The organism is Ruegeria sp. ABM4_193, from assembly GCF_056158705.1.
In genome coordinates this window covers 328,289-353,790 of sequence record NZ_JBSWTT010000001.1, presented here as the reverse complement: position 1 = coordinate 353,790, position 25,502 = coordinate 328,289, and the positions used below count along the sequence as shown (strand labels likewise).

Annotated in this window: 21 protein-coding genes and 1 pseudogene; 10 read left to right on the top strand and 12 right to left on the bottom strand. The window is 52.1% G+C overall.

The annotated features are described in order from the left end of the window. Positions 1-346 precede the first annotated feature (346 nt). The 7 genes from ACXADZ_RS01685 to ACXADZ_RS01655 all read left to right on the top strand — a co-directional run bounded on the left by ACXADZ_RS01685 (position 347) and on the right by ACXADZ_RS01655 (position 4,736). Complete coding sequence (locus ACXADZ_RS01685; RefSeq protein ID WP_475192260.1) at positions 347-1,117, top strand: tyrosine-type recombinase/integrase; 771 nt, start codon at positions 347-349, stop codon at positions 1,115-1,117. A 27-nt stretch (positions 1,118-1,144) separates the two neighbouring features. Next, positions 1,145-1,477 carry a tyrosine-type recombinase/integrase gene (locus ACXADZ_RS01680; RefSeq protein WP_475192258.1) on the top strand — a complete coding sequence of 111 codons (333 nt, stop codon included), beginning with the start codon at positions 1,145-1,147 and terminating at the stop codon, positions 1,475-1,477. After that, complete coding sequence (locus ACXADZ_RS01675) at positions 1,470-1,910, top strand: hypothetical protein (RefSeq protein ID WP_475192257.1); 441 nt, start codon at positions 1,470-1,472, stop codon at positions 1,908-1,910. The genes ACXADZ_RS01680 and ACXADZ_RS01675 overlap by 8 nt, the downstream gene beginning before the upstream one ends. 642 nt (positions 1,911-2,552) lie before the next feature. Beyond that, positions 2,553-2,762 carry a MerR family transcriptional regulator gene (locus ACXADZ_RS01670; protein WP_171619961.1) on the top strand — a complete coding sequence of 70 codons (210 nt, stop codon included), beginning with the start codon at positions 2,553-2,555 and terminating at the stop codon, positions 2,760-2,762. 585 nt (positions 2,763-3,347) lie between these two features. Next, on the top strand, positions 3,348-3,683 hold the full coding sequence (locus ACXADZ_RS01665) for a hypothetical protein (protein ID WP_475192255.1): 336 nt from the start codon (positions 3,348-3,350) through the stop codon (positions 3,681-3,683). A 152-nt stretch (positions 3,684-3,835) separates the two neighbouring features. Further along, positions 3,836-4,315 (top strand): hypothetical protein, encoded by a 480-nt coding sequence (locus ACXADZ_RS01660; RefSeq protein ID WP_475192254.1) that lies wholly within the window; start codon positions 3,836-3,838, stop codon positions 4,313-4,315. 142 nt (positions 4,316-4,457) lie between these two features. Next, positions 4,458-4,736 (top strand): hypothetical protein, encoded by a 279-nt coding sequence (locus tag ACXADZ_RS01655; RefSeq protein WP_475192253.1) that lies wholly within the window; start codon positions 4,458-4,460, stop codon positions 4,734-4,736. Between the two features lie 190 nt (positions 4,737-4,926). Here the strand turns inward: ACXADZ_RS01655 and ACXADZ_RS01650 are convergent, their stop codons facing one another. The 4 genes from ACXADZ_RS01650 to gntH form a co-directional block, all read right to left on the bottom strand. Then, positions 4,927-5,922, bottom strand: coding sequence for a HupE/UreJ family protein (locus ACXADZ_RS01650; protein ID WP_475192251.1), 996 nt, complete (start codon positions 5,920-5,922; stop codon positions 4,927-4,929). Between the two features lie 268 nt (positions 5,923-6,190). Continuing rightward, positions 6,191-7,960, bottom strand: coding sequence for a hypothetical protein (locus ACXADZ_RS01645; protein WP_475192250.1), 1,770 nt, complete (start codon positions 7,958-7,960; stop codon positions 6,191-6,193). Next, on the bottom strand, positions 7,911-8,720 hold the full coding sequence (locus ACXADZ_RS01640) for a hypothetical protein (RefSeq protein WP_475192248.1): 810 nt from the start codon (positions 8,718-8,720) through the stop codon (positions 7,911-7,913). The genes ACXADZ_RS01645 and ACXADZ_RS01640 overlap by 50 nt, the downstream gene beginning before the upstream one ends. Positions 8,721-8,784: 64 nt before the next feature. Next, a complete protein-coding gene (gene gntH / locus ACXADZ_RS01635; RefSeq protein ID WP_475192247.1) occupies positions 8,785-10,116 on the bottom strand; it encodes a guanitoxin biosynthesis MBL fold metallo-hydrolase GntH in 1,332 nt (443 codons plus the stop codon). Positions 10,117-10,224: 108 nt separating this feature from the next. On the opposite strand from gntH, the gene ACXADZ_RS01630 reads away from it, so the two are divergent. After that, positions 10,225-11,616 carry a tetratricopeptide repeat protein gene (locus ACXADZ_RS01630; protein WP_475192245.1) on the top strand — a complete coding sequence of 464 codons (1,392 nt, stop codon included), beginning with the start codon at positions 10,225-10,227 and terminating at the stop codon, positions 11,614-11,616. A gap of 677 nt (positions 11,617-12,293) precedes the next feature. Here ACXADZ_RS01630 and ACXADZ_RS01625 read toward each other — a convergent pair. The 7 genes and pseudogenes from ACXADZ_RS01625 to ACXADZ_RS01595 form a co-directional block, all read right to left on the bottom strand. Next, positions 12,294-13,598: a hypothetical protein gene (locus tag ACXADZ_RS01625; RefSeq protein ID WP_475192244.1), complete on the bottom strand. Its 1,305-nt coding sequence runs from the start codon at positions 13,596-13,598 to the stop codon at positions 12,294-12,296. Positions 13,599-14,030: 432 nt separating this feature from the next. Next, the gene (locus ACXADZ_RS01620) at positions 14,031-15,704 is read right to left on the bottom strand and encodes an alkaline phosphatase family protein (RefSeq protein ID WP_475192242.1); all 1,674 of its coding nucleotides are present in this window, start codon (positions 15,702-15,704) and stop codon (positions 14,031-14,033) included. 571 nt (positions 15,705-16,275) lie between these two features. Beyond that, positions 16,276-16,928 (bottom strand): annotated as a pseudogene (fsa, locus tag ACXADZ_RS01615) (fructose-6-phosphate aldolase). 93 nt (positions 16,929-17,021) lie between these two features. After that, positions 17,022-17,207, bottom strand: coding sequence for a hypothetical protein (locus tag ACXADZ_RS01610; protein WP_475192240.1), 186 nt, complete (start codon positions 17,205-17,207; stop codon positions 17,022-17,024). A gap of 484 nt (positions 17,208-17,691) precedes the next feature. Next, complete coding sequence (locus ACXADZ_RS01605) at positions 17,692-18,474, bottom strand: ATP-binding cassette domain-containing protein (RefSeq protein ID WP_171093903.1); 783 nt, start codon at positions 18,472-18,474, stop codon at positions 17,692-17,694. After that, on the bottom strand, positions 18,474-19,544 hold the full coding sequence (locus tag ACXADZ_RS01600) for an ABC transporter permease (RefSeq protein WP_171188454.1): 1,071 nt from the start codon (positions 19,542-19,544) through the stop codon (positions 18,474-18,476). The genes ACXADZ_RS01605 and ACXADZ_RS01600 overlap by 1 nt, the downstream gene beginning before the upstream one ends. A 116-nt stretch (positions 19,545-19,660) precedes the next feature. Further along, positions 19,661-20,680, bottom strand: coding sequence for a sugar ABC transporter substrate-binding protein (locus ACXADZ_RS01595; protein WP_171093906.1), 1,020 nt, complete (start codon positions 20,678-20,680; stop codon positions 19,661-19,663). 186 nt (positions 20,681-20,866) lie between these two features. On the opposite strand from ACXADZ_RS01595, the gene ACXADZ_RS01590 reads away from it, so the two are divergent. Together ACXADZ_RS01590 and ACXADZ_RS01585 are read left to right on the top strand one after the other, a co-directional pair. Then, positions 20,867-22,066, top strand: a complete 1,200-nt coding sequence (locus ACXADZ_RS01590; RefSeq protein WP_171188521.1) for an ROK family transcriptional regulator — start codon at positions 20,867-20,869, stop codon at positions 22,064-22,066. 1,011 nt (positions 22,067-23,077) lie between these two features. Then, on the top strand, positions 23,078-24,358 hold the full coding sequence (locus tag ACXADZ_RS01585; protein WP_475192236.1) for a serine hydrolase domain-containing protein: 1,281 nt from the start codon (positions 23,078-23,080) through the stop codon (positions 24,356-24,358). A 79-nt stretch (positions 24,359-24,437) separates the two neighbouring features. Here ACXADZ_RS01585 and ACXADZ_RS01580 read toward each other — a convergent pair whose 3' ends face one another. Further along, entirely contained in the window at positions 24,438-25,139 is a 702-nt protein-coding gene (locus tag ACXADZ_RS01580; RefSeq protein WP_475192234.1) for a hypothetical protein, read from the bottom strand. Positions 25,140-25,502 lie beyond the last annotated feature (363 nt).

Sequence of the window (25,502 nt, the reverse complement as noted above, 5' to 3'; positions counted from 1 at the left end):
AACAGGTTATTACTATTGGAAAAACAATTAATTTATCAGGCTAAAATGCACGTTAAAATTCAAAGTTGCAGCTTTCACCGTGCAAGATTGGCACAAAACTGACACAAACGCAGCGCTTTTCATCGTAAATACCTGTTATATATAAATAAAATAGGATGGCCAATTCCCCTGCTAAGGGAGTAGGCGGGAAACCGTCTCGAGAGTTCGAATCCCTTCGTCTCCGCCATCAACCTATTTGAATGAGTTGTCATGGCGCGCTCAACGTGCCGTAAACTAAAATATAATCAGCACTTACCACTTTGCAGTATCACCTTGAGTTTTACTGAGTTGCACTTAATTTGTTTCATTGAGCGGTATATTTTGTGGTATTTTCATTGCTGCGCTCAGCGGAAAGCTGACAAAGAAGCTGGTGGAGAATCTCGGTCCGGGTCGGCATGGTGACGGCTCTGGACTATATCTCGTTGTCGATCCATCTGGCGCGCGGCGTTGGATCGTACGCGTAACGGTCAAAGGACAGAAGAACCGAAAGGGCGCACCGCTGCGAACGGACTTCGGTTTGGGCGGCGCTGATGTCGTGACTTTGAACCAGGCCCGAGAAAGAGCGCTCGAATATCGTCGGATGGCGAAAGCCGGGTTGAACCCGCGTTTCAGTGCAAAGCGCGAGATCCCGACCTTCGAAGAGCTCAGCAGACAGGTCCACATCGACCGCCTGCCGACATGGAAGAATGCCAAACATGGGCAGCAGTGGCTCAACACCTTGCGCGACTTCGCGTTCCTAAAGATCGGCCATATGCCCGTGGACAGCATCGATCAGCCCGAAGTGCTGATGTGCCTGTCGCCAATCTGGACCGAGAAACACGAAACCGCAAAGCGATTGTCGCAGCGGATCAAGACAGTGCTCGACGTGGCAAAGTCCAAGGGCTTCCGCTTGGGCGAGAACCCGGTGCCCGCGTTCTATGCCGAGTTGCAGACCCACTCGGCCATGGCCGCCAAGGCGTTGCAGTTCACTATTTTGACCGCCTGCCGAACCTCAGAGGTGCTGGAGATGAAATGGCCCGAGGTCGATCTCGATGCGCGCCTATGGACCATACCTGCGGAGCGCATGAAAGGCGGGTAGGTCCATCGCGTCCCTCTCACCGAAGACATGCTGGCCATTCTGAAGCCGTTGCGCGCGCTGGCCTCTGACTATGTGTTCGAGGGGCAAAAGCGGCATCAGCCGTTGTCGAACATGTCTATGCTGATACTGCTGCGCCGGATGCGGCAGGATGGCGTCACCGTGCATGGCTTCTGCAGTTCGTTTCGGGACTGGGCGGCGGAGGCCGCAAACGCACCACGTGAATTGGCGGAAGCGGCTTTGGCCCATCAGGTTGGGTCCGATGTGGAGCGGGCCTATGCACGGTCGGATTTGTTGGAAAGGCGGCGAGATTTGACCCAAGTATGGTCACGTCATGTTCGCGGCGGCAATTTAAGTGGATAAAGCATATATGAGCGAAGAGTTATCCCAGCAAGAAATGATAGAGCTCGACGAAGCATTGGAAGATGGTTTCAAGGACGACTACCTCCCAGGTCTCAAACTAGAGAAAGTCGAAATGGTAGACCTTTTTCACACAAATCCTTTGTCTCCAGACGTGGTCTACGTTTCGAGCCGGAGTTATTTTGACGACCAAAGTGTCCGATCAGTCGCGCAGTCTGAGAATATGGACGACTCCGGCTTCTTCAAGGAAACAAATTGGTCTTCGGAGACGTTTTGGTCGATACCTTTCGGATTCAATTTTGAGAAAATCCAAGCATACTTCGAGAAAAAACGAAAAGAAGTAATTTCGGAATATACAGAGCGCTATTTTGGCCATTCGGAGAGCGAAGATGCCTTCAATTCCTCGTTTGAAGATAGACCGAGCTTTGAGCAATGAATCGAGAGCGCGCAATACCCATATACAAAACGCTGGTTTGAACGCCATGCCTTGACGCTCTCGAGGAGAGTTTCATTTGCTATCAATGAAATAGAGACTTCGAGCGAAGATGATCGTTCTCCCGAGAGTCCTTTCAATGGAAAGATGCGCAACTTCTGGACAAAACGATACATTGCTGACGCTGTGAAACTGGGGCGTCTGGTTGAGCATTATAGATGGAAATTCCAATTTGAAGCTCAAATTGTGAATAGGAACCAACAGTACGATTAGGCTGGTTCGAGTGGTGGGAAGGCTTCTAGCACTCGAAGGTTGGCAAACCTTGAGATTCTGATGCAACAAATTGAGCAGCTTTCAGGCGCGGTTGGCTTGATCAGTGAAGAGCGCATTGTCGAGTAAGCTTTGGAAAAGTCAGTTGCAAAACAAAAGGGGTTCCCAAAGTCGCATAAAACGCATGCGGACTATGGAACGGCGTTGCGTTCAGAAGAGCCTTTCAAATCAAGGTACGAAGCGGTGTTCAGGAAAAACGCTTAAGCATATTCTTACTTCGGGAAGACGCTTAAGCGCTGGAAAATGTCTGGTGACACTTCGACAAAGCTGCCCTTAATTGGGAGCCATCGCAACTGATCCAAGAGGATTTCAACGATGGCAAATGTCTTCAATGACGACCGGGTCTATTTCCCAGAAGACCCTGAAATGCAATTGCTGGGAAACCGCGAAAAGCTGGCTCAATGGCGCCACCGCATGTGTGGTCCGGCCTTTATCCGCATCGGTCGGCGGATCGCCTATCACGGCGCTGATCTGAATGCCTGGCTTTCGACCCGACGCACCGATCCCAACAACAAGGCTGCATAATGAAAAACCCCACCTCCAAGCGCGGAGATGGGGCTTTTCCAGTGACATCAACTGCCACCCTAGTAAGTCCAGTTGATGCCACAGGATGCCCCGCGCAGACAAGACAAAACGAGCGCCGGTACTACTGGTCGCCTTTGAGCCATTCGGTTGAACGGGTGATCGTACGGAAAGGACGGATCAAGCATGGTTGATATGTCCTTTTCCAAATCGACCAATGCCAGCCACGACAGGGGCCAGACACTGGCCCTCTTTCTCAAACTGATCATCGGGAAACTGCTGAGACCTACAGCGGCGAACTCTTTCGCCATGGTATCTACCACGCCTCTGTCTGCCGGGATGGTAACCAAAGGCTGTTTCAGCGCCAGAGACCCCAATTTCCGGCCGGGGGAGCGGCCTGGGATACGCTCGGGTATTGTGTGTCCAAATCCGGCCTAACCCGGCTCGTCCGGGCGCATATCAGCTTTGACATCCCTGAGCTGGACGGTTTACCCGCGCATTTCCAGCGAAGGTGTCGCGATGAGTAGCCGCCGGTCTCCCAAGGGCAAACGGTCGGATGAGGGTCAATACGTCCCGCTTCCCGATACCATGATCAAGTCCCTGGCGTGGCGGGCTCTGTCCGGACCTGCAGTGAAGCTCTGGTTGGAGCTTCGCACCCGCTACCACGGTGACAACAACGGCAAGGTTTTTCTGTCGATGAACGAGGCGATGGAAACTCTCGGATTGGGCAAGGCCACTATTCAGCGCGCCTTCGAGGATCTGCAGGACAAGGGCTTTCTTGTGCTGGAGCAGAATAGCAACTGGTATCACCGTCAAGCGCATGAATGGCGGTTGACGACCAAGGCGAAGCAGGCCCGGTTCGGCAAAAATCTGCCACCAATGACTGGTGATTCTGGCAGTCCGAAAAATCAAACGCGGTTCTGAGACGGACCCGTCAGCATCCTCAGTGGTTCCGTTTGAGAAGCCAAAGACCTCCCACGGTTCCAAACCAGAACCCGTCAGGCCAGTTTCTCGCCGGTCCGTCGGTTCTGAAACCGAACACTAATACTAACCACTCTCTGTTACGCGAGGCGGACATGAGCAAGACTCAGAAAGACAATGGCAGCTATCTGCACACTAAGAACTTCGAGCTTACCGAAGCGGAGACTAATGCGATCGCGGATTTACAGGAACGGAAGAAGTCATGCGTTCAGGCGCCGGACATCAAATTGGACTTCGATGAAGCTACACGCAGGCTCAAGGTCGGGCACAAGGGGAAAGACCCAAATGTGGCCTGCGCATTGGCTATGCATGAGCTGGGTACGGTTGATTACCGGTTCTTCGAAGGCGTGATGGACCAAGTCGCAATTCTCGGACAACAGGACAGCTCGGTTTCTGAAACCGCATCGAACTTTGTGATGTCCGTTGTCGCCGGGGTCAGGCCGCAAGACGAGATCGAAGCCATGCTTGCGATCCAAATGGGTGCAATTCATCAGGCCACGATGAAGATGGCGCGCCGCTTGAACTATGTAAAAAATTCTCCCGCAGCAAGATTCAGCAGAACGAGCGCTCAATAAGCTTGCGCGGACCTTCACGAGCCAGGTCGAAAATCTGAAACGGTATCGTTCCAAGGCGGACCAAACCGTCCGGGTCGAACGCGTTGAAGTCAAAGAAGGAGGTCAGGCTATCGTTGGTAATGTTCAAAACGGGGGCAGGGTAATGACAAAAACCAACGACAGCCTCCTGGACCCTACCAAGCGGCTCTGGAATGCGCCCAGATGCACAGCCACAGCAAAGTCCATCGACAAGCGATGTCGCGCACCCGCCGTTCAGGGCTGGAGCGTCTGCCGAATGCATGGTGCTAAAGGTGGGTATGCTGCGGGACTAAGCCATCCGTCTTGGGAGCATGGGGAACGGTCGAGAGAAACCGAGGAAATGCACAAGCCGATCAATGAACTTATCCGCGCTGACAGGGCACTGCAGAAATTGATCGACTGACTCGGCACGGCCTCGCAAGCAAGGCAAAGCAGTCGTTCGAGCGGAGTGCTTGGATGGCTGCTCCAAGCCCAATGTGGTCGTTCGCTACAACTTGCTTGAACTTCTACTTTGCGGACAAAGTTGACGTTCAACAAATCTAGGTGAAGGTCTGCTTACTGTGCAAAGCAGTACAGGATTCAAATAGCGGGTATCACAGAAAATACTCTGCCCGTTCCACTACCCAAACCATTGCGACCAGACTTGCACATACGGCAACGACAGCGCGAGAGCCGACCCAAATACGACCTGGTTGTTTGCGCAAGAACAACACCAATGGCCAGACCAAAAAAACGATCATAACTTGTCCAACCTCAACTCCAACATTGAAGGCCAGCAAGCTGTGCCAAACGTTCGGTGCATCGACTTGCAGAATTTGGTGCAACATGAAGGAGAATCCAAACCCGTGCAGTAACCCAATGCCGGACGTGACGGCAAAAGCCTTCAGGTCGCCGTGTCCCTTCTCTGGCGGCCAAACCGCCATTGCAGCTGAGTAGATTATTGAAAGTGCTATTGCCAGTTCGACAGTAGGGATGAACCACGCTCCGCTCGGCGCGAAGCCAAAAAAACCCAAAATCAGTGTTACCGTGTGGCCCAAGGTAAAGCCGGTGACGCGGGCCAGAAGGCTGTGCAAGTTCAAGGCGCCGATGATCATGCAAAGCACAAAAAGAACATGATCTGGACCTTCCAAAATGTGCCGGATTCCCTCTGCAATAAAGGTCGAAGCGGCGGCGGCCGCTGATCCGGAAACTTCGACCGGGGTATGCATCAAGCCCCTCGCACGAAATGTCCGAACATCTTGCCCGTTATAATCGAGTATCAGATTCGCTGTTTTGTCTTGCCCAGGAAGTCCCGGATCAGAAGTGTAGGATAAACTATATGCTTCAACGTCTCCCGTACCAAAGCGCAGATGAACGTCAACCATCACCTCGCCAACATAAATCTCCTCGGATGTTGGAAAAACATCTCTTGGCAGAAGTGCCGCGCGTGCCTCATTGAGCGTTGCAAATCCGGGCTCTTGCCCCAACGGGTGCAGTCTTATCGAGACAATTTCCGGTGTTTGTCGGTGACCGTCGATAGATAGCACAAGCCCATTTTCAGCAATTCGAGCCAGGCCGGTTGGGTCTTTGCGAAATGCGGCCTGATCCAAGTAGTGCATAAGTACGCCATCTTCTATCAGATTGTATGTGTACGGAGCCGGTGCAGGCAAACCGTCCGGACCTTCGGGACCGACGAGTTCCGCAACCAAAAAGGGCATCGGAAGGCGCAAATAGACATCAAGCCCATCTTCTGAGTCAGCCACATGATGAATGCGGACATTCTGGTTTAGATTGAAATGCGCCTCTGCTCTGTCAGCAGTCAAAAAGACCACGGCCAAGAAGTATGTGGCAAAGAACAACCTTACGACCACCATTGAACTACCCTTCCGTTTTGGCGCGGATAATCGTCAGGTCATCAAGCATCCAATGATCGCCGTGCCGCGAAACGTCTAGCAAGCCTCGATAGGAAACCGCTTGCCTATGTAAGTGCCCCCAATGACCTCCGCTCACACGGGCGGTCCACTTGGCGAGGACCTGATGCTGATTTCTGTCCTCGCCTGGCGCGAAGCGCTCGACATTAAGGTCTGAAATCGCTTCGACGCGAGCAATAGCGCCAGAGGGCAAAGTAACTGACAGACCCCGACGCATTTCTGCTTGAACCTTGTCGCGATTGATTGCTTCGACATATGGCTCCAACGCTGCCACGGCATTGTCATCTCGCACCTCAAGCATCGTGGTGGCGATGTTGGTCACCAGCCCTTCTACGATTTGGCGCGTCGCGATCTCATCCGGCTCGGGCGCTGTCCATGGGATTTTCAGCGAATATGTGACAATCGCAGCGGCACCGAATGCCCCGGTCAGACCAAGCAAGATCAGGCGCTGACCGTTTGTACGCTGCAACGAAAAATAGGCGCATATCAAACACAGTAAACCCAAGCCGAACGCAAACGATGGCACCTGAGCTACACCTGCGACTTTGACAACGACCGGCTCCGTTTTTGGGTTTACCCAAGTTTTCAGGTGGTTGTTCCAACTTACAACGGGGTCAGTTGCATAAATCTGCGAGGGGACCGCCCCTGCCGGATCAGAGAGGGTGATCGGAATAACATCCAGGCCATCTGGGAAGAGCTCCCATGCCAGATCAACTCGGTTCGGCAAGGTCGCAACCGGATAGGAAAGGACAACACCCAACAGCATCGACTTTCGGTTTGCCTTCGCTTCATCCGGAAGAACACGCAAACCTTCGGCCCCAACTTTGATACGTGAGACCTGCACAGTTTCCGGTTTCATCGGCTTGCCGTCGACGGCGAGCGGGTTTTTAGTCTTAAAAAAGTCCGAGACGCCAGACTTGATCCTGGTGACATCATCTGTGGTCAGTCGATCAGCGTCTCCAAAGTCCAAATCCGCCCAAGTCTCATAGTCTTTCAAACGCAATATGATCTCGTGCCGAACGACACGTGGTTTCATGGCCAGAAAAGACATCATCGGGGACTTGTGGTGTCGGGTGAGGTTTGGGTTCTCAAATTTGCTAAACCAAGGATCGTCCCAGTCCGGTAGCATTGTCTCAGCATGAGAAAGGTAACGATAGTCTGTCACCGGAACGCCCATATGCTCGACCACAACCCCAAGTGAAGCCAAGGGAATCCCGTCTGAACTTAGGGGGGGAATGAACTTGATCCGTTCGGGTTTACCAGCGAACGGAAACTCCATATCGACGTAGACAACATTTTCGCTGCGGGGTCGCGGTCGATACTGTGCGCTCGTTGCTGTTTGCCGGGAAATTCTGGGACGCACATCAATCGTATTCGTTGTGCTGGTAAGTTCCTCTTCGTCTGCCCAGATTTGAAGGTTTTGACCCGTACGCTCGGCCAGAGACGTACCTGAACCATCATCTGGAATGACGAATAAGGGATAGTCGTTCAAATCGACCTCAAGGATAACCCGCACATGATCAGGCTGCACCGAAAGCTCGACAAAGTTCGGTGCGGTTTCTCCGCCGTAGGGGGACACAAGATCAGCAATCGATGGGTTTGCGCCAATCGCGAAACTGGCGAGCGCAGAGCCCACCCAAACCCATGTCTTGCTGCATTCGCCAATCCTAGAAATGAAACGCGACAGCAGCATAGATGCCATTCTGGTCCACATCATAAGCAAACTCCCCACCTGAGCGGTCAGTGGAATAGTCAATTCCATAGAACTGAAAGCCAAACCGCAGTGACGTGTTCTCCCAGCCTTTCCAGTCAAGCCCAGCCAGAAGCAGGTATTGCAGGTCATCGCCATTCACACCGAAGCCACTCAGTTCAGCGCGGCTGGCGAAACTCCATTTATTGTTGATTTCCATCGCATAGCGGAGCGCGATCATAGGCTCGAACCAATCCTCTGTTCCGCCCAGCGTTACACCGGGTCCAGGACCCGCAATGTCGATTTCTTGTTTTAGCCGGTTCCACTGAACACCAATTGCTACATCTGCTGCATAGCGGCGACCCCAAGCATTGACCCCGTTCGCAAATCGGTAAGCCCCCTGAACGTTTACAAAAGTCTGCCGGACATCAACATCAACGTTTGCATTTCCACTCGGTAAGGTTCCGTCTTCACCGAGCCTTACGTAGTAGACCTCGGAGATGATCCCGAAATCCCCGTTCCAGCCTTCATAGCGTACGGAAGCTGCGCCTTGCAGCACGTCCAGCACCTCGCTCAGGCTCAAGTCCAAACCGACGCTAGTACCATCAATGGTTGATGTGCCAGTCGTGCTGAGCGGTAGGAATAGATAGGGCGTGATTGAGTGTCGCCAACCGCCTTCATCATCTTCGGAACGTGCAAGTGACTGGGCGCTTGCTGCGTGGGATATCGCGACAAGCAACAATCCAACACAGAACAAATAGCGAGAAATCAGTGGGGCGTATCGCATGGGGAAATCCGGTTAGCGTTGAAAGAACCGGCGCGTGTTGAAGTCGCGCCGGTCAAATTTGGCTTTATTCATCGCCCGGATACGGGAACTCTTGGCCTAGCACTTCCGAAGCCTCTTCAAAGATCGGCCGTAGAACGTCATCCACGTCATCGTAACCTTGCTTTGTAAAGTCCGAGAATTGCATTGCCTCCAGCGATACGCCTGTTCGCTCAGCAAATTCAGCTTTGTCGTCCTGCGATGGAGTTTCAGCCGGTGCGGCAAGCGGCGGTGACCATGTACGTTCTTCTGTCGCCGCCATGCGAACGGTTATGTCGTCCTTTGTTACGTTCCAGACCATGAAATCGTCCGCCATGCTCAATGGCCCGTCATAGGTGGATCGGATACGCTCATAAACGCCGGTGGAGGTATCGAAGTCATTGAAGAAGTGGTAGGCAACGGCCATACGCGGCTGGATGTCACTCATGACCTTTCCAAAGGCTTCCGGCGCAGTGTGGACCTGGGTTCCGACAAGCAAGGCGGATTCCGGCGTAAACCTCATTTTTGTGACAAGTTCCGGAACCGCAATGAAGCACTCGTGGATCGCCAAGTCGGCGTTCTTTGCATACTCTTTGAACCATTTGTTGGGGTAAGTGTCCGAGCTAAATACAAACTTCAGCCCGTTCCATTCCAGCGCATAGCTAACAGCGCCGTCAATCGAATGAATGGCCGGAAACGTTCTAATTTGGACGCCGTTTTCGTCATAAATGACTTCATTCTCCAGTTTGTAGTCAAACTCATTGACTTCCATGGAATAGCCTCGGAAATCCACGTTTCCGGCACGCCCGGCAAGATCCCAGGTCAACATCTTCTGCATGTGATCCAAGGCGTATGCTGTACCCAGCTCTTCGGCAGGTCCACTTGGTCCCCATACCCGCAAGGGCACATTCCGTCCCATCAATGCGCCACCGATGAAAAGGTCATGCAACGCGCCGAAATGGTCAGTATGAAGATGGCCGATAAAGACCTTGTTCAAATAATTGTATGGGATTTGCAGGGAAGAAATTCTCTCTGCCGATCCCGAGCCAATGTCGAACAAGAACTTGTCTCCGTTGCCCAGTTCCACAAGGAAACACGCAGCAGCCTGTGCAGCCCGCGTTGTCGGCATTCCGGTTCCACACGCGATGACCCGCATCTCGTCTTCGGCAAGATCTTCGGTATTGGGGTAGTATACATCGCGCGGGCGATCACGCACCGTCGTCGGTGAAACTTCATCTGTTTCCTGCGCATATGCTGCCGAAGGCGCAACTAAATCGATGACGGCTTCAGTGACCGCTTGTGGAGAAACAGCCCAAGCGCCAAATACTACACCGATTGCGAAGTGCTTGCTAAGTCTCCTGTAGTTCATACGTTGGGCCATAGGTCATCCTCCAGTCGCTTAGTAGATTGGCAAGCTGGGAATGCGGAATTTCGCGTTCCGGCCCGCTAATTCGGTTATCAGTCTGAGGCTTAGGAAGCATTCACGTAAGTGACTCACGGTGAATATCGGCGTGACTCACGCGCTGATAGCTGCAAAAATAAGAATATGGTGAGGTATTCCAAAGACATCTCGGACAGTGAGAAACGCACTGCCCTTGGCAGGCTACTTGCTGACGCTCATCTAGATGGATCCGATAGACTTCAGGCGTTCCTGACGTACATCGTCGAGGAAGAGCTCGCTGGACGGGGCGATCAAATTCGCAGCAAGACTATCGCTCAAGATGTTTATGACCGCGATACCTCAGAGGGGACCGATCCGGAAAACATCGTTCGCGTCGACGCTCGACGGCTTCGCCAGTTCTTGGAACTGCATTACGAGGGTATTGGAAAGGATGATCCGGTACGAATGTGTATCGATAGCGGTGGATATAGGCCGCGGTTCGAAAATGCCTCTGAAATCAGTGCATTATCAATCTCAACAAATGCCCAACGCTTTGGACTACCCATAGGGGCGTTTACGATTGGGGCCGTCGTTGGTGCGTTGGTCGCAGTTGGTCTTGCCCAAGATGGACAAGAAACTGCTTCTGCCGAAGTGGGAGGTCTATCTGCAACTGACTCGAACGCGTACTTGCAGCGAGTGGCTATTTACGAAAAATCCCCAGCCGCGTTACAAGCATTCAATTTGGCGCAACAAGCGCGGACAATGATATTTCCGATCTTCGACCGACAGCGGCAGCTACTTGTTCTGTCTGTGTTCGAAGGCGTGATCGAGATCGATCCGGAATATTTCGGTGGATATGCTGGTGCAGCACAGGCACTCGCGTCCCTTGCGGTGTTAACTCCGCCGTCCGATGCCAAGACCGAATATGCTGATGCCGCCATGAAGCTGGCGAGCCAAGCCGTCAGCCTTGCTCCAGACCAAGCCTGGAGCCAGTCTGCCAAAAGCTGGGCCTTTTTCGCCAATCGCGACTATGACGCCGCGCTGCAACTCAGTAGACGGGCCTCAAAACTTGATCCGAATGATGGAGCAGTCCTCGACTTTCTTGGCGCTGTGGCTTTGTTTTCGGGCGCATTTGAGGAGGCAATCGAGACCGCAGACAGGCTCTCGTTGCTGAATTCCAGCAACCAGAGGTTTGCCAATCGAAACATTTCGGGTGCGACGCACTTTCATCTGGGCGATTATCAAACAACGGTAGAGCGCTTTGAAGAAGCAAAGCAACTTGGCGATCCACTCAGCGCTCCTTCACTAGCTTATGTAACGGCGGCGTTGTCAGCCATGGGGCAAGACAATTCCGCTAAAGCCAAACTGGCTGAACTTGAGCGTGCATGGCCAGAAGCGCCGATAGATGCGATGCTCAAAAGTATCCACAAAGACGTCGAGAACGCAGAAGCCGTGCTACGCGAGTTACGAAAACAAGGCTGGGTAAGCCCAGTACGATAGGGTGATGCACAGCATCTGGTAACGATGCCATGGTCAAAATAGTCTTTGCTGGATCCGGTGCTCAGGTTGAAACTCACACCACCAGTGCGCGGTTTAGGTCGTTATGGGAAAGCCAGATAAGGGACGTTTTTTCAGTTTATGCAAAACCTGCTTTACTACGTACTACGGTCATTGGGGATCGTGCAGCATCGATCAAAGTGGGCTCTTTGCGGCCATTTTCCGCAGGTGCTTGAACGTCGGCTTGGCCTTGCGGGATATCTGCTCGACCGAAAACACTTACTCCAATCACTCCCCCAGCGGGCGTTCAAGATTCTATACTGATTCCTTCCTGAGCACCCTGACGGCTAGTGGCCGCCGATGATCTCCAGTTTTGCGAAACTGGATAATAACATCCATCATTGAGCGGCAGTATTCAAGGATCTTGGAAAAGGTCAGACGAACCAACATTGACCCGAAGCCTCTGCCTAGTCTCGCGAGCAACACTTTAGGCAGGAGCCATTCTGCGTGATGATCGATCAATGTGTTGAGGAAAGACCTGTGGTGCGAGAACTTGGTAAACGTGCCGCTCTTACGAGGCAATGGTTCCCCTGACGGTTGCACGCCAGACTCCGTTGCGATCCGGCGTGCTAGAAACCCAAAACAGCTGGGCCCACACGGCAAAATGGCCGCAGTTTTCGCTATTCAACTTTGTCAATTGCGACAAGCTTTTGAAGCTCTTTTTTGATCAATCGCGGAACGAAGATGAATTGACCACGAGACAGATATCGTTCGGACAATAGTTCGAACACTTCACGGGACAGTATGACTGGCAGATAATCCGAATGACTTTTGGCAACAATCTGGTGCTCGGTTTCCAGGTCGGTCACGTCGTAACCGACGGTAAGGCTGCCCTCACGTGCAGGTTCATAACCAAGCAAAGCCAATCGATGATAGAAGGCTGCACGGTATTTCTCTTCTCCTCGCACTGATGCCCTAAACAGTATCTGTCTGCCGTCGGCGACTTCGATGATCTTTTGCAATGTCACATCGGTTGGGTCGACTAGTGCCACATTCTCATATGTCCGTGCAATCGAGTTCAGTGTGACCTGATCGATCTCGGATTCGACAATCCCGTTTTCCGAGGCAGTTACAAAGCGGCTCGCTTGTTCTCGATCTCCAACAATGAGGATACGTTTTTTTTCCCAGTCCTGCGATTTCTCAAATTCCCGGATTCGTCGAACAGCAATCTCGACGCGATATGGCGGAGTGTCGTATTCCTCGGGTCCCGGTAGAAACAAATGATCGTCAAGAACCGGGAAAAGTACATATTCGCCCGCATCCTTTGCATTGAACTGTTCTAGAACTTTTTCAAATCCGTCTTCTCCATCTTGAGCCGAAAAGCGTCCCCATAATGGCGAATAGTTAGGACGTACAGAAGAAATCGTTGGTCCGAGCGTGGGATCATCCAAAACCAGACTTTTTGCGATCCGGTCGCCGTCGCCGGCAAAGAGAAACGAAAACCCAGGTTTAAAGTCAAAGCGTCCCGTTCCCTCGACAAGGGCGGTCTCCAGTTTTTTGCGAGCCTCTTCCACCTGATCTTTCCAGTTGTTTTTATGGATTTTCCGCCAAAGCAACCGGATTCCGGCAACGCCAAAAGCGTAAATAATAATGTTTGGGAGGTGATACATAAGATGCTGTTTCTTAACCGGTTTCCCAACTAATCCCCATAGATAATCGAGCGCTTTGGCCAGCCGTTCAGGAAGAAGAAAAAAGCCAGGCAGGATCTCAATCATTTTTTCTCCAACTTCGGGAAAGATCACCAGAACGGAGGCGAAGAATAGAGAAATCCATGCTGCAACCCGCAGCATGAATTTTCCGAAAGAGGTATTGTCGGGAAACCTGTGATTCAGAAACGCCGCAGTGACTTCTGCGCTGATCCGCTCGCCCGCATTGATCTGCTTGGCCAGCCCGATCAGTTTCTTCTTCGAAAGAGGTCTTTCCATGGCTAACCTGCGCAAATACCTAAACTAGCCAAAGTACATGACTATTTAAGGTATTCATACCTTCGAATGCACTAAAATTGACCGAAAACAGCGATTGCAATGAATGCTGCGAGTAGGAACTACACGTCAGAAGCCCTTAGCGACTGAAATTTCTGCGCGCCCCAGTCGAATTCAACAGGCAGCGTCCGGAACGCGCCTACACTTCACCTATTTGGCACTCTCCAAAGCAGTAGTTCGATTTACGGTGCCGGTCCGCTATGGGTTCGGTGCGGTCAGTCGCTTTGCTAAGTTTGAACGACTGCTATGCGGACAAACCTGCCGTCCGTTTAGGCCACTCTAAATTTAGCCAAACTAGGGAGATTGGGCCAAAGATCGCTGTTTTCTTCAGCGAGGAGTCTAACCGTCGGTCACTCGACTAAAAGATAAGACCGCTCATGGAATAGTAACGCCAATCTCACTCAATGCTTCACCCGCAGCACTGCTAGGTTGGCTGATACCGAGAATAGTGCTCAGAGTGACGGCGACGTCTACCGTGGAAACAGGGCGGCTAACACGAGCAGGCTTGATACCAGGACCAGCAAAAATGATTGGAACATGTGTGTCGTATCGCCAAGGCGATCCGTGCATTACAGCAATTGGACCATCCTCGAAGAGAAATGAATAAGGCGTTTGCACGACATAAATGTCGCCAGAGCGAGCTGGGTGATAATTTCGCCGGATCTGCTCTTCAAGGGTATGGCCTCGCTGTTCAGCAAGCGGTTCGGTCGGCATCGCAAGCTCAATGCCAGACGCAGCCATCAGGATATTGACGATGCGTCGTTCAATTGCACGCCGGTCGGCGCCTGACGCTTCAATTGCGGCATTGTCCAGATAAACGTAAGGGCGGAAAAAGTACTGTATTGCGGACTCCACTCCAAACTCATCGACGATGACCGAATTCACATCCATCATCAATGTTTCGGTGGAGTTACGGAATGTCGAAAGCCCGGCTTCGGCCATCTCTTCTGGCGCTTCTGGCATGCCATGATCGGCGGAAAGCACGTAAAGCACATTCGCAAGTCCAACCTCTCGATCCATAAACTCAAAGAAATCTGCCAATGTCTCATCCAAACAACGCACCATTTCTTCATTTTCTAGGCTGGATGGTCCAAAGAAATGGTTGGTTGCGTCAACGCCAGAAAAACTGACGCTTAGGTAGTCTGGCCATTCGTCGTCACCAAGCCCCTCCTCTTTGACTACAGTTTTTGCAAAGTCGGCCGTGATCCTATCCCCATGCGGCGACAACAGGACCTGCGTGTAATATAGCCCATCATCCGGGGTTCCATAGAAATGGGGGAAGGTGCGACCGAAAGTGCCAAGGTTCGTTACGAAGGAGCGTTCCTTTCTTTCCATTAGGTACGGTGCGTCTGAACACTCTGGCCACCATTCACTTTCGATCTTAGCATCTGCGGGGCGTTTGGAATTCCAATCGAGAACCCAATCGGGATAAGCGTCATAGTAAAATTTACTTGTTTCAAATGCCCCTGTAGCCGCCGACAGCCACAAAGCTTTTCCAGAATGCCCTGCCATTGCAACCGCCGAACGGTCTTTACCAGATACGGAAAACACTTTTGATCGACCGGCATTGGCTTTCACCAGCTCGTCTCCGAACGTCGTCGCCAACAAGTTAACGGGAGAACGGCCCGAAGTCGCAGCAGCGGCTTGTGTCGGGTCAACTTGATCAACGTTTCCGCCGAAGCCTGGAACTGGCAACATCGGGTAGTCCGGATCTTCAATATTGTAACCCAATCGCTCTTCAGCCCTGTTGAACCAAGCATTGCCGATCATTCCATGTTCAGAGGGATGGGCTCCTGTAGCGAGTGTCGCGTGACCAACAATGGTTTCGGTGTTGGCGTGACGATGATGAGCGTCGGTATACCAGACGCCGTTTTCCATTAGCCTATTGAAGCCTGAGCCCCCAAAGGCGGCCTGATAGCGAGAGATCAAGTCTCCGCGTAGCCCGTCAATTGTGATTTGCACAACGAGCCGGATGTCTTCCGTTGCACTAGTTGCCGTCGTGGAAATTAGAAAAAGGAGTGTTGAGACTAAAGCAAATGATCGCTGCATTTGTGACCTCATAGAACTACCCAATTCTCTGAATACCAGCATTTCGGTCCACCGGCTACTGAGGGTCACTAAAGAGGCTCTTTTGAACGTCCGCTTTGGGCTCGGTGCGGTCATTCGGGTAAATTCAGTGAATGTCTGCCTTGCGGGACTTTTCCACCATTGGCCAGCTTGCGCCGGTGGGTAGCAGACGGCCCAAACCGGAGCTTCGTCGTCGTGCTTTGCAAACGCCGAAATGCGGACAAAGCCCCGATTGCACTTAGGCCTCTGGATGCCCGGTTTCAGCCCAATAGCGTACGTTTGAGTCCAACGCTCGGGGCGGGAAGCGGACGTGTTGCTGCGACCGCTCCAAAGTCTCCAGTCACTTCAACAAAGCGGAAGTTGGAGCGGTCTGCTGTTGCCGCAGTGTTCATGCCGCTATTGAAGAGGAGTTTTGTCAGTTTCCCACGAAACTCGGCAAGTCTGTCAAATCAAGGAGCGTCTCATTTAGTTTTATGTCCCGAAACATGGCCTTGCTACTCAGCCGCTCAAGGTCTGGTTCTGGTCATCCCGTTTCAATCAAAATGAAAGCCCATTATAGAATCGATTGCCCTGCAGACTTCCAATCAAAAAGAAACTGTTCAATGCCAGCGTCCGTCAGCGGATGTGCGACTAGTTTGCGAATGACGTACGGGGGTATCGTGGCAATGTCTGATCCGGCCAAAGCAGCCTCGGTTATGTGATTGGGGCTTCTGATGGATACTGCAATGATTTCAGTTTCAATGTCATAATTGTTGAAGATGCTCCGGATACCTCTAATGAGTTCGACCCAATCCAGATTGATGTCGTCCAATCTGCCAATGAAAGGCGATATATAGGTTGCACCCGCTTTTGCCCCCAGGAGTGCCTGATTGGCTGAGAAACAGAGTGTGACGTTTGTGCTGATCCCTTCCTTTTTTGATGAGCACAGGCCCTGAGGCCATCAAGTGTCAGCAGCAGTTTGACAACAACGTTGTCGGCGATTGCTGCAAGATGCTCTCCCTCTGCAATCATCCCCGCAGTGCCCAGGGCTGCAACTTCTGCCGACACGGGTGTATCTGTCAGGGTGCAAATTTCGGCGACAACTTCTTTGAAATTGTAGTCGGACTTGGCAATCAGGCTTGGGTTGGTGGTGATACCATCTACTTATCCAAAGCCTCTAAGGTCTTTGATCTCGTCTACTTCTGCTGTGCCCACAAAGAACTTCATGAGGTTTCCTCATCGTGAATGGAGTGATTTTGGTTGCACCTGAACCCGCCGAGAGGTGCTGCTTTAACGGATGGGCAAATCCAATGCGCAAATTCAGAATGCGTGGCGCGTCCCGAATTCGGTGTAGTTCTGGTTCAGTGTAAGATCGGCTTTCCGGCTATCACGGATGACACGTTCAACGTTGGGCAGATCGTTCGTTTTCGCGCGTTGCAAGGCGGCTTTCGGATCAAATCCAGGCTTGATCCAACGGTGTTGCAACCGCTTTTCGAGTTCACCCATGTTTGGGCTGACAATAAAACCGTTGCAACATAAACATCCGCTAGCATTCTTCACGGGTCGCTATCCATCAGAAGGTCTTTCGCCTCGACAACAACAGTTGGAGTGTCCGGGTGAACCGCAATCGCGTTGGCAATGGTTAGATCCATTTGACGGTCAAAATTGGGGTGAAAAGAATCGTCATGCGCGGATTGTAACACTTTGATTGCGGTGCAAAATCCAACTGCATCGAAGCTCTCTGACGCGCCTTTTCTCGTCAACCAACTCCGCGCTTCAAGTATACGGTTGTCCACATGGAAGCCATCCAAAGGCACCAGTGTAGCCAACGGAACCGTCGAGCTCTGTTATGCGCTCAGCAATTGCACAACGGTTTCCGCCAGGGTCGATTTTCCTGATGCAGGGGGGCTGGCGATTGCGACAATCGTCCGAACCCCAACCTGCCTCCGGGAGGTGATCAAGTCGCACACGCGCCTTGCATCCTGCTCAATCAGGCGGCGTCTTCTTTTGGTGGTTCCTTGGCTCCGGTCATAAAGGCCACAGCGTCAGACATCGTGTAATCCTTGGGGTCAATCGTGCAGAGTCTTTTGCCCAGCCGGTGCACGTGAATTCGGTCAGCGACCTCGAAGACATGCGGCATGTTGTGACTGATCAGGATGATCGGAATGCCGCGAGCCCGCACATCTTGGATCAGTTCAAGTACTTTGCGGCTCTCTTTCACGCCCAACGCAGCCGTCGGTTCGTCCATGATGATGAACTTGGTCGCAAAGGCCGCTGCGCGCGCAACGGCCACGCCCTGTCGCTGGCCACCGGACAGTGTCTCTACCGCCTGATTGATCGACTGGACGGTCATCAGGCCAAGCTCAGTCAGTTTGTCCCGTGCGAACTTCTCCATGGCGGGGCGGTCGAGCTGACGCATGTACTTGCCCATGAAACCCGGTTTGCGGATCTCTCGCCCCATGAACATGTTGTCCGCAATCGACAGGGCAGGAGACATGGCAAGTTGCTGATAGACGATTTCGATACCCATATTCCGGGCGTCGATTGGAGAGGTAAAGTTTACCTTCTTTCCTTCAATCAGAATCTCGCCTTCATCCGGGATCGTGGCGCCGCAGATTGCCTTTACGATGGAAGACTTGCCCGCGCCGTTGTCCCCGATCACCGCCAGAATTTCTCCTTGCCGCAGTTCAAAATCGGAGTGATCGATGGCGGTCACGTGGCCATAGCGCTTCACGATCCCACGTCCTTGGACGACTGGAGTTGCGTCTGACATTAGCCCGATACCTTTCTGATCCACTGGTCAACGGCGACCGCTGCGATGATGAGAAGACCGATGAGCAAGAAGGTCCACTGCGCATCTGCACCCAACAGCCTCAGCCCAAGAGTGAACACACCGACGATCAGTGCCCCGAACAACGACCCCAGAATCGAGCCCCGTCCACCGAACAGAGAGATGCCGCCGATCACAACCGCCGTGATACTTTCAATGTTGGCCAATTGGCCGGACGTTGGCGAAACAGATCCGATGCGCCCGATCAGAGCCCAACCCGCGAAGGCGCAGATTAGACCAGACAGCATGTAGACGGACATAAGGGTTCTGTGGACGTTGACACCGGACAGCTCGGCGGCCTCGGGGTCATCCCCGACCGCGTAGACATGCCTGCCCCAGGCGGTGTGTTTCAGCGCATAGGCAAGCACGAAAATCAGGATTAGCATGAACATCACGCCAACAGTGAATGTGGCGCCGCCGATGCTGAACTTGGTGCCAAAGAATTGCAGGAAGGGGGCGTTGGCCTCAATATCCTGACTGCGGATGGTTTCGTTTGCGGAATACAAGAAATTGGTGGCCAGAACGATTTGCCACATGCCCAGCGTCACGATGAACGGGGGCAGTTTAACGCGGCTGACAAGCCAACCGTTGATCGCTCCGATTGCGGTGCCAACGGCAAGGCCACAAAAGACCGCGACAGGCACGGGGATACCATATCGAAAGGTGAACTGCCCCATGATCACGGACGAGAACACCATGATCGCACCGACGCTCAGGTCGATGCCTGCGGTCAGAATGACAAGGCTCTGTGCTGCCGCCACAATGCCGACAATCTGAACCTGCTGCAGGATCAGGGTCATCGCAAAGGGCGAGAAAAACTTGGAGCCCAAAAGCAGCCCGAAGATCAGGATTGCACCGACCAGAACGATCAGGGGCACGAAAGATGGGTTGACGTGGAGAAGATGCTGCAACTTCCCCAGAACGCCGCGCCGATGGTCTTCGAACTCTGCAACTGTTTCTGTTCGACTGGCCGCAGTTTCGAATTCCTGGGTGCCTTGGTTTGCTTCGGACATCTCTCCCCCTTTTCGTGGATCGCGTTGTCCCACGAGGTCAGCTTACAGGAAGTTTCAGTTTTATGGTGAATGGAATGATGAGGCGCTTTAGAGCGCCTCATCCATAAGGTTTTTGCTTAGCCCCAGCAGAGCTCAAGACCTTCTGCGACCGAAATGGATTCCACCCCATCAACCGGTTGATCGGTGATCAGAGCAACGCCCGTATCGTAGAAGTCCTTGCCAGGAGTGTTTTCCGGCTTCACGCCTTCGTCGGCCCATTTCTTGATGGCTTCAACGCCAAGTGACGCCATCAACAGCGGATATTGTTGGCTGGTGGCCCCGATAACGCCAGCTTCCACATTCTGGACCCCGGGGCAGCCGCCATCGACCGAGACGATCAATACATCATTTTCGCGTCCAATGGATTTAAGCGCCTCGTAGGCACCGGCTGCTGCCGGTTCGTTGATCGTGTGTACAACGTTGATGGACGAGTCCTTGGCCAGCAGGTTCTCCATCGCGCGACGCCCGCCTTCTTCGTTGCCGTCCGTCACGTCACTGCCAACCAGTCGTGCGTCGGTTTCGTCTCCGATGACGTTAGGATCTGCCAATTCCACCCCGAAGCCGTCGAGGAAACCCTGATTGCGCAAGACGTCTACGGTGGGCTGGCTAACGTTCAGATCAAGCGTTGCAATCTTTGCATCCGCGGCTGCATCGCCCATCTTGGCCTTCGCCCACTGTCCAATAAGCAGGCCTGCCTTGTAGTTGTCCGTGGCAAATGTAGCATCGGCAGAGTCAATCGGGCTTAGCGGTGTGTCCAACGCGATCACCAAAAGACCGGCATCCCGCGCCTGCTGAACCGCAGGGACAATCGAACTTGTGTCGGACGCCGTAAGCAGGATGCCTTTTGCGCCGTCGAGAATGCAGGTTTCAATGGCCTGGACTTGCGTTTCATGGTCGCCATCGACCTTACCTGCAAACGCCTTAAGGGTCATTCCAAGCTCTTCAGCTTTGGCCGTTGCGCCTTCTTTCATCTTTACAAAGAATGGATTGGTATCTGTCTTAGTGATCAGGCAAACGGTTTCTCCAGCCGCGTGAGCAGACGCCGCAGCCACTGTAAGCGCTGTAGCAGACGCGGCAATCTTGAATAGATTTTTCATGTTGTCCTCCCAGAAAATTGTTGTTGCCCCGCATGGCGCGCCAACGAGGCTCGCCCTCATCCTCCAATGAAGGTCTTATTCAAGAAACTGTGATTCTAGCCTTCCTGTCAATAAATAAATAAAGTTTATTTATTAATTTACCCAGACGTCTTTTCATAAGAAAACAAGGTGGTTATGTTCAGAAATATGGAGAAAGAGGCGCTCAAAACACTGACCGGCGGGGTAAGTCAAAGCGGGGTTCGCGATCACAACGAACGTCTGATTTTGACAGTTTTACAACGACATGGCCCCACCGCTGGCGCCGACGTCGCGCGATTGACGGGCCTGTCTCCTCAAACTGTATCAATTATTCTGCGCAAGCTTGAAAAGGATGCGATTCTTAAGCGTGGAACCCCACTGCGCGGGAAAGTTGGAAAGCCCTCGATCCCAATGGAATTGAACCCAGAAGGTATCTTGTCGGTTGGGATGAAGATCGGGCGGCGTAGCGCCGACCTGCTCTTGATCGACTTTACAGGTACACCACGCCGCCAGCTTTCCACGACTTATGACTATCCGCTACCAGAGGTCATTTTCGGGTTTTTGGAAACTGGTTTGGACACGCTTTTGTCCCACGAGCCTCAGAGGCTTCGTGATCGTGTTTGTGGGATCGGGATCGGGACCCCATTCGAACTTTGGAAATGGCACGATCTGTCTGGGCTTGCCGCAAAAAAATTCCGGTCCTGGAGAAACGTGAACTTCTTTTCCGAGGTTGCCAAGTTCAGCGATCTGCCGGTTTTTGTGGTCAACGACGCAACAGCCGCATGTCACGCAGAACATCTCTATGGGCGTGGGGCAGAATATCGTGACTACTTCTACTTCTTTATTGGCTCAATGATCGGCGGCGGTGTTGCGTTGAACGGCACCGTGTTCGAAGGCAACCAAGGCAATGCCGGTGCATTGGGAGCCATGCGCACGACCGGTCCTTTGGGTGAAAGCCAGCAACTGATCGACACGGCGTCGCTGTTTTTGCTCGAGGACCGATTGATCGAAGCGGGTGTCGACCCGGGGATACTATGGGAGAAGCCGCAGGATTGGAGCAGCATTTCTCGCTATGTCGAGCCGTGGATTGGCACCACGGCGCAAGAATTAGCTAAGGCCGCTCTTTCAATCTGTGCTGTCATCGACTTCGAGGCCATTTTTATCGATGGCGCGTTCCCGCCTGAGGTTCGGGAAGAACTGGTGTCTAGGGTTCGCCGTTACTTAGTCAACCAAGACAAACGCGGCTTGATTCCGCCGGTCGTTGAGGCCGCTGCGGTTGGGGAAAACGCGCGTGGCATTGGGGCGGCTAGCAGCCCAATTTTCCGCCAGTTTCTATTGAATACCAATGCTGGGCTATCTGGAATGTAGCCGAAGTTTATCGCGTTCAAAACTTCTAAGCGGTCGTTCGCGACTAGCATGCGGTCCAATCCAATCTGCGCTTGCGCGTGCCAAAGCGACGTTCAAAGGCCGCCACCCAAAGCATGACCAGCGGATACTTCCTACTTTGAAATACTATGTCGCATGCTTATCACCTGTCGTCGAAAGTGGGTAATAGGCCGATTGCACATATTACACCGCCGTGGCCAACGTGAGTTTGCAACGTCCACTTCCTGCGCATTGCTGAAATTGGGGCATCACACAGCATCGGTCAAAGTGGGCTCGAAGCAGTCGTTTGCTGCAATCTATGTGAGTGTCTGCTAAATTGTTTTACCAACATTCTGTCATATGACACCTTGCGCTGTGCCTAGCTTGAAATCAATCGTTGTGTGGTATCTATCTAATATAGCTCAATTTATTTTAAATTTAACATAGATCTGCAAGATTAGTTATGCCGACTTCGTCTCCGCCAGATATCATTGATGATTATGTGGTGTTTTCGACTCTAGTTGCGATACCCGCCAAAAACCCGCCATCCCAAATTCGCTTGATTGCCACCTCATGCAACCGGTGAATCAGCTTAGCCCAACTGCAATCCACTAGCCGCTTCGTACACCGTATCCAAATAGCGTATTCCGATGTGGCTGCCGCACCTTTCCTAACGCCATTGCCGCCCAATCCCCAAAGGAGCGGGTAGCCATCACTGCTCAAAAAGCGAACCTTTGCCGCGCGGTCATCACGGTCTGCAGGGCGGGACTCAGCTCGCAGCATACCTTGATTACGAGCTTTACTTCCTCCGAGATGCGGACGAAGCTGGCATTGCTCGAGGTGACTGACGCACAGTTATCAGCCAACCGTCGCTTGCCACTCCTAAGCTTTCCTACCAGAGACCAATTCGCAGTCGTCTGACAGCACTGTGTTGCAGGCATAAGGGCCTAGACACCGGAATTGAACTATGGAGAGGTTGTGTAGTGCTTCCCTGGTTCAACGGAGATCGCCTAAATGAAAAAAAATGCAAACAAGCTGTTAGTGACTTCTGCTATTGCTATCGCTCTTTTGGCCTCCGGTGCGGTATTTACTGCTTCTACACAACCAGCAAGCGCAGAGGCTGGTTATTTCTGGGATGAAACCGTTGAGTCTGTAGATAGGAGCCCTTGGATATTTGAAGGCATAAATGTTTTTGGCGAATTGGCACGAGTTCCACCGTCAGATTGGGTGCGTACTTTGGAAAAAGCGGCATACCCAACTGAGCTTGAGACTTTTGTTTTCACAGCTAGCAATAATGAAGAACAGAACATCAACGATTGGTTGCATCAAACGCATACCGATAGCTTTTTGATTTATCACGATGGCAAATTGGTCGCTGAAAAGTATTTCAATGGCATGAGAGCTGATACGCCTCACCGCATTCACTCGATCACCAAGACAGTGTTGGGTATGGCAGCAGGGCTGGCGGTTGAGGCGGGAGAATTAGATCCCAAAAAACTGATCACCGAATACCTGCCAGAGTTGGAAGGCCCAGCATTCAAAAATACAACGGTTAGACACCTACTTGACATGACCGCTGCTGTTGATTGGAAAGATGCGTCCAGTGGCTACTTAGACGATGCCGGTGATCTGTTCTGTGCCTTTGGTCAGGACCTCTCTGAAAAAGTTGAAATTTGTGATACTGAGTCTGGCGTCAAAGAGTACATGATCTCTCTGAGTGATCGCGAGACCTTGGTAGAAGACGGTGAAGTCTATAGTTACCGTTCAGTGCTATCTGCGTTGCTGGGTATGGTTATCGAGTCGGCAACTGGCGAGAGCTATCTGGATGTACTGGCCGAGTTGTGGCAGGACATCGGTGCACAGGACCCTGCATATAGCGAACTGGGGCCCAAAAAGATTGTGCAAACCAGTGGTGGGATGTTCACCAGCTCTCGTGACCTATTGCGATTTGGCATAATGATGCTGGACAACGGAAAGGTTAACGACACTCAAGTTATTCCGTCAGATTGGATTGCTGACACGGTTCAAGCAAATGATGACGTTATCGCAGCTTATGAGAAAAGCGCGTATGCAGAGGTGTTTGAAGGCTTCCACTACCGTAATCAAGTTTGGGTGAAAGACAGAGAAAAAGGTGCCTTCTACGGTATCGGTGTATATGGGCAGCTGTTGTATGTGAACCAAAAAGCCAATGTGGTTATGGTGAAGCTATCAAGCCAGCCAGACGTTCAGAACACACCTATGTACCTGGACTCTATGGTTGCGATGAAAGGCATTTCAGAGACTTTGAGTAAATGAATTTCAGATTATCTTAATCTAGCAAGCTGAGCCAAATGGCTCGGCTTATACTAAGGAAAGACTTAACAGTGTCGTCGGGTTAGTACCGGGTGACCTCGACTGCGACCGCAGCAAACACCACACCAATCAACAGAGCTTTTGTATTCACTGCCGAAAGGCTGGGCAGTTTGACCCGAAGAGACAGGGCTATGATCACGCCCCCTGTTAACCCAGTCGCAACTGAAAAGATCATGCTGCTTTTGTCCGCGTTGAGACCGATCAATATGCCGACTGCAAGCGACGCGACAAAGTATGCGCGTAGCCATCCAGACATGTGCCTGGGCTGGGTTTTGTAGAGGTAAATATTCACTCCAAACAAATGCAATGAATAGGCCAACGTTCCAACAGCGTACAGCTCAGGTGATGTTCCCGTCGTTTGCATGACGGTAATGGCAAGCAAGCAGTTATAGGTTCCAAGTGCCACTGTGTCCAAGCCAAGCGACAACCTGTTATCGGCCCCCGTGTCGCGACTGGCTTCCAGCAGGTAGTAAATGAGAAATCCTAGGAGCGAATAACCGAACAGCGAGTTTTCCCATTTCCCATTTGCAGCCAAATCGGCCGACAATTCACCGATTTTTGGCAGTAAGAAAAGGAAAGCATAGCCAAGTCCGATCCCAGATGAAAAATCAGAAAGCCAGCCTGCTAGGGCGGGGAACCTCCGGTAAAAAGACACGCAGAAGACGTGAACAGTGCCAATGACTGCAATCGATGTTATCGCGAGGTATGTCGAAGCGTCGAACACGGCTAAGATCCAATGATCACATTACACATCGATGAGACACCTGATGGGATCAAAAGCACAACCGAAAATGTGAAGAAGGTTCGGTAGCGGCTTTCTCAGAGAACGCTGCGACCAGATCGTTAGATTACCAATTGTATTGTTAAATCAACGGCTGCATTGTCCGCACTTCGGGCAATGACGCACGGTGCACAAATTTAAACTTACGGGCTCACCTTCCAGTTTCGCAGCTATGCAACTCAAACATATAGTTGTCGTGGTCATAGACGTATACCGCGTGACCCTCGCCCTCAACGCGTGAGCGTCCCTCCCGCACCTCAAAACCAAGCGCCTTTAGGGCTGAACAACGCACCCTGACCAGAAAAC

Coding starts and splice junctions, on each gene's coding strand:
- ACXADZ_RS01680 (WP_475192258.1), top strand. CDS start 1,145: ATGCTGGCCATTCTGAAGCCGTTGCGCGCGCTGGCCTCTGACTATGTG.
- ACXADZ_RS01670 (WP_171619961.1), top strand. CDS start 2,553: ATGGCAAATGTCTTCAATGACGACCGGGTCTATTTCCCAGAAGACCCT.
- ACXADZ_RS01665 (WP_475192255.1), top strand. CDS start 3,348: ATGATCAAGTCCCTGGCGTGGCGGGCTCTGTCCGGACCTGCAGTGAAG.
- ACXADZ_RS01660 (WP_475192254.1), top strand. CDS start 3,836: ATGAGCAAGACTCAGAAAGACAATGGCAGCTATCTGCACACTAAGAAC.
- ACXADZ_RS01655 (WP_475192253.1), top strand. CDS start 4,458: ATGACAAAAACCAACGACAGCCTCCTGGACCCTACCAAGCGGCTCTGG.
- ACXADZ_RS01645 (WP_475192250.1), bottom strand. CDS start 7,960: ATGATGTGGACCAGAATGGCATCTATGCTGCTGTCGCGTTTCATTTCT.
- ACXADZ_RS01640 (WP_475192248.1), bottom strand. CDS start 8,720: ATGCGATACGCCCCACTGATTTCTCGCTATTTGTTCTGTGTTGGATTG.
- gntH (WP_475192247.1), bottom strand. CDS start 10,116: ATGGCCCAACGTATGAACTACAGGAGACTTAGCAAGCACTTCGCAATC.
- ACXADZ_RS01625 (WP_475192244.1), bottom strand. CDS start 13,598: ATGGAAAGACCTCTTTCGAAGAAGAAACTGATCGGGCTGGCCAAGCAG.
- ACXADZ_RS01620 (WP_475192242.1), bottom strand. CDS start 15,704: ATGCAGCGATCATTTGCTTTAGTCTCAACACTCCTTTTTCTAATTTCC.
- ACXADZ_RS01610 (WP_475192240.1), bottom strand. CDS start 17,207: ATGGGTGAACTCGAAAAGCGGTTGCAACACCGTTGGATCAAGCCTGGA.
- ACXADZ_RS01605 (WP_171093903.1), bottom strand. CDS start 18,474: ATGTCAGACGCAACTCCAGTCGTCCAAGGACGTGGGATCGTGAAGCGC.
- ACXADZ_RS01600 (WP_171188454.1), bottom strand. CDS start 19,544: ATGTCCGAAGCAAACCAAGGCACCCAGGAATTCGAAACTGCGGCCAGT.
- ACXADZ_RS01595 (WP_171093906.1), bottom strand. CDS start 20,680: ATGAAAAATCTATTCAAGATTGCCGCGTCTGCTACAGCGCTTACAGTG.
- ACXADZ_RS01590 (WP_171188521.1), top strand. CDS start 20,867: ATGGAGAAAGAGGCGCTCAAAACACTGACCGGCGGGGTAAGTCAAAGC.
- ACXADZ_RS01585 (WP_475192236.1), top strand. CDS start 23,078: ATGAAAAAAAATGCAAACAAGCTGTTAGTGACTTCTGCTATTGCTATC.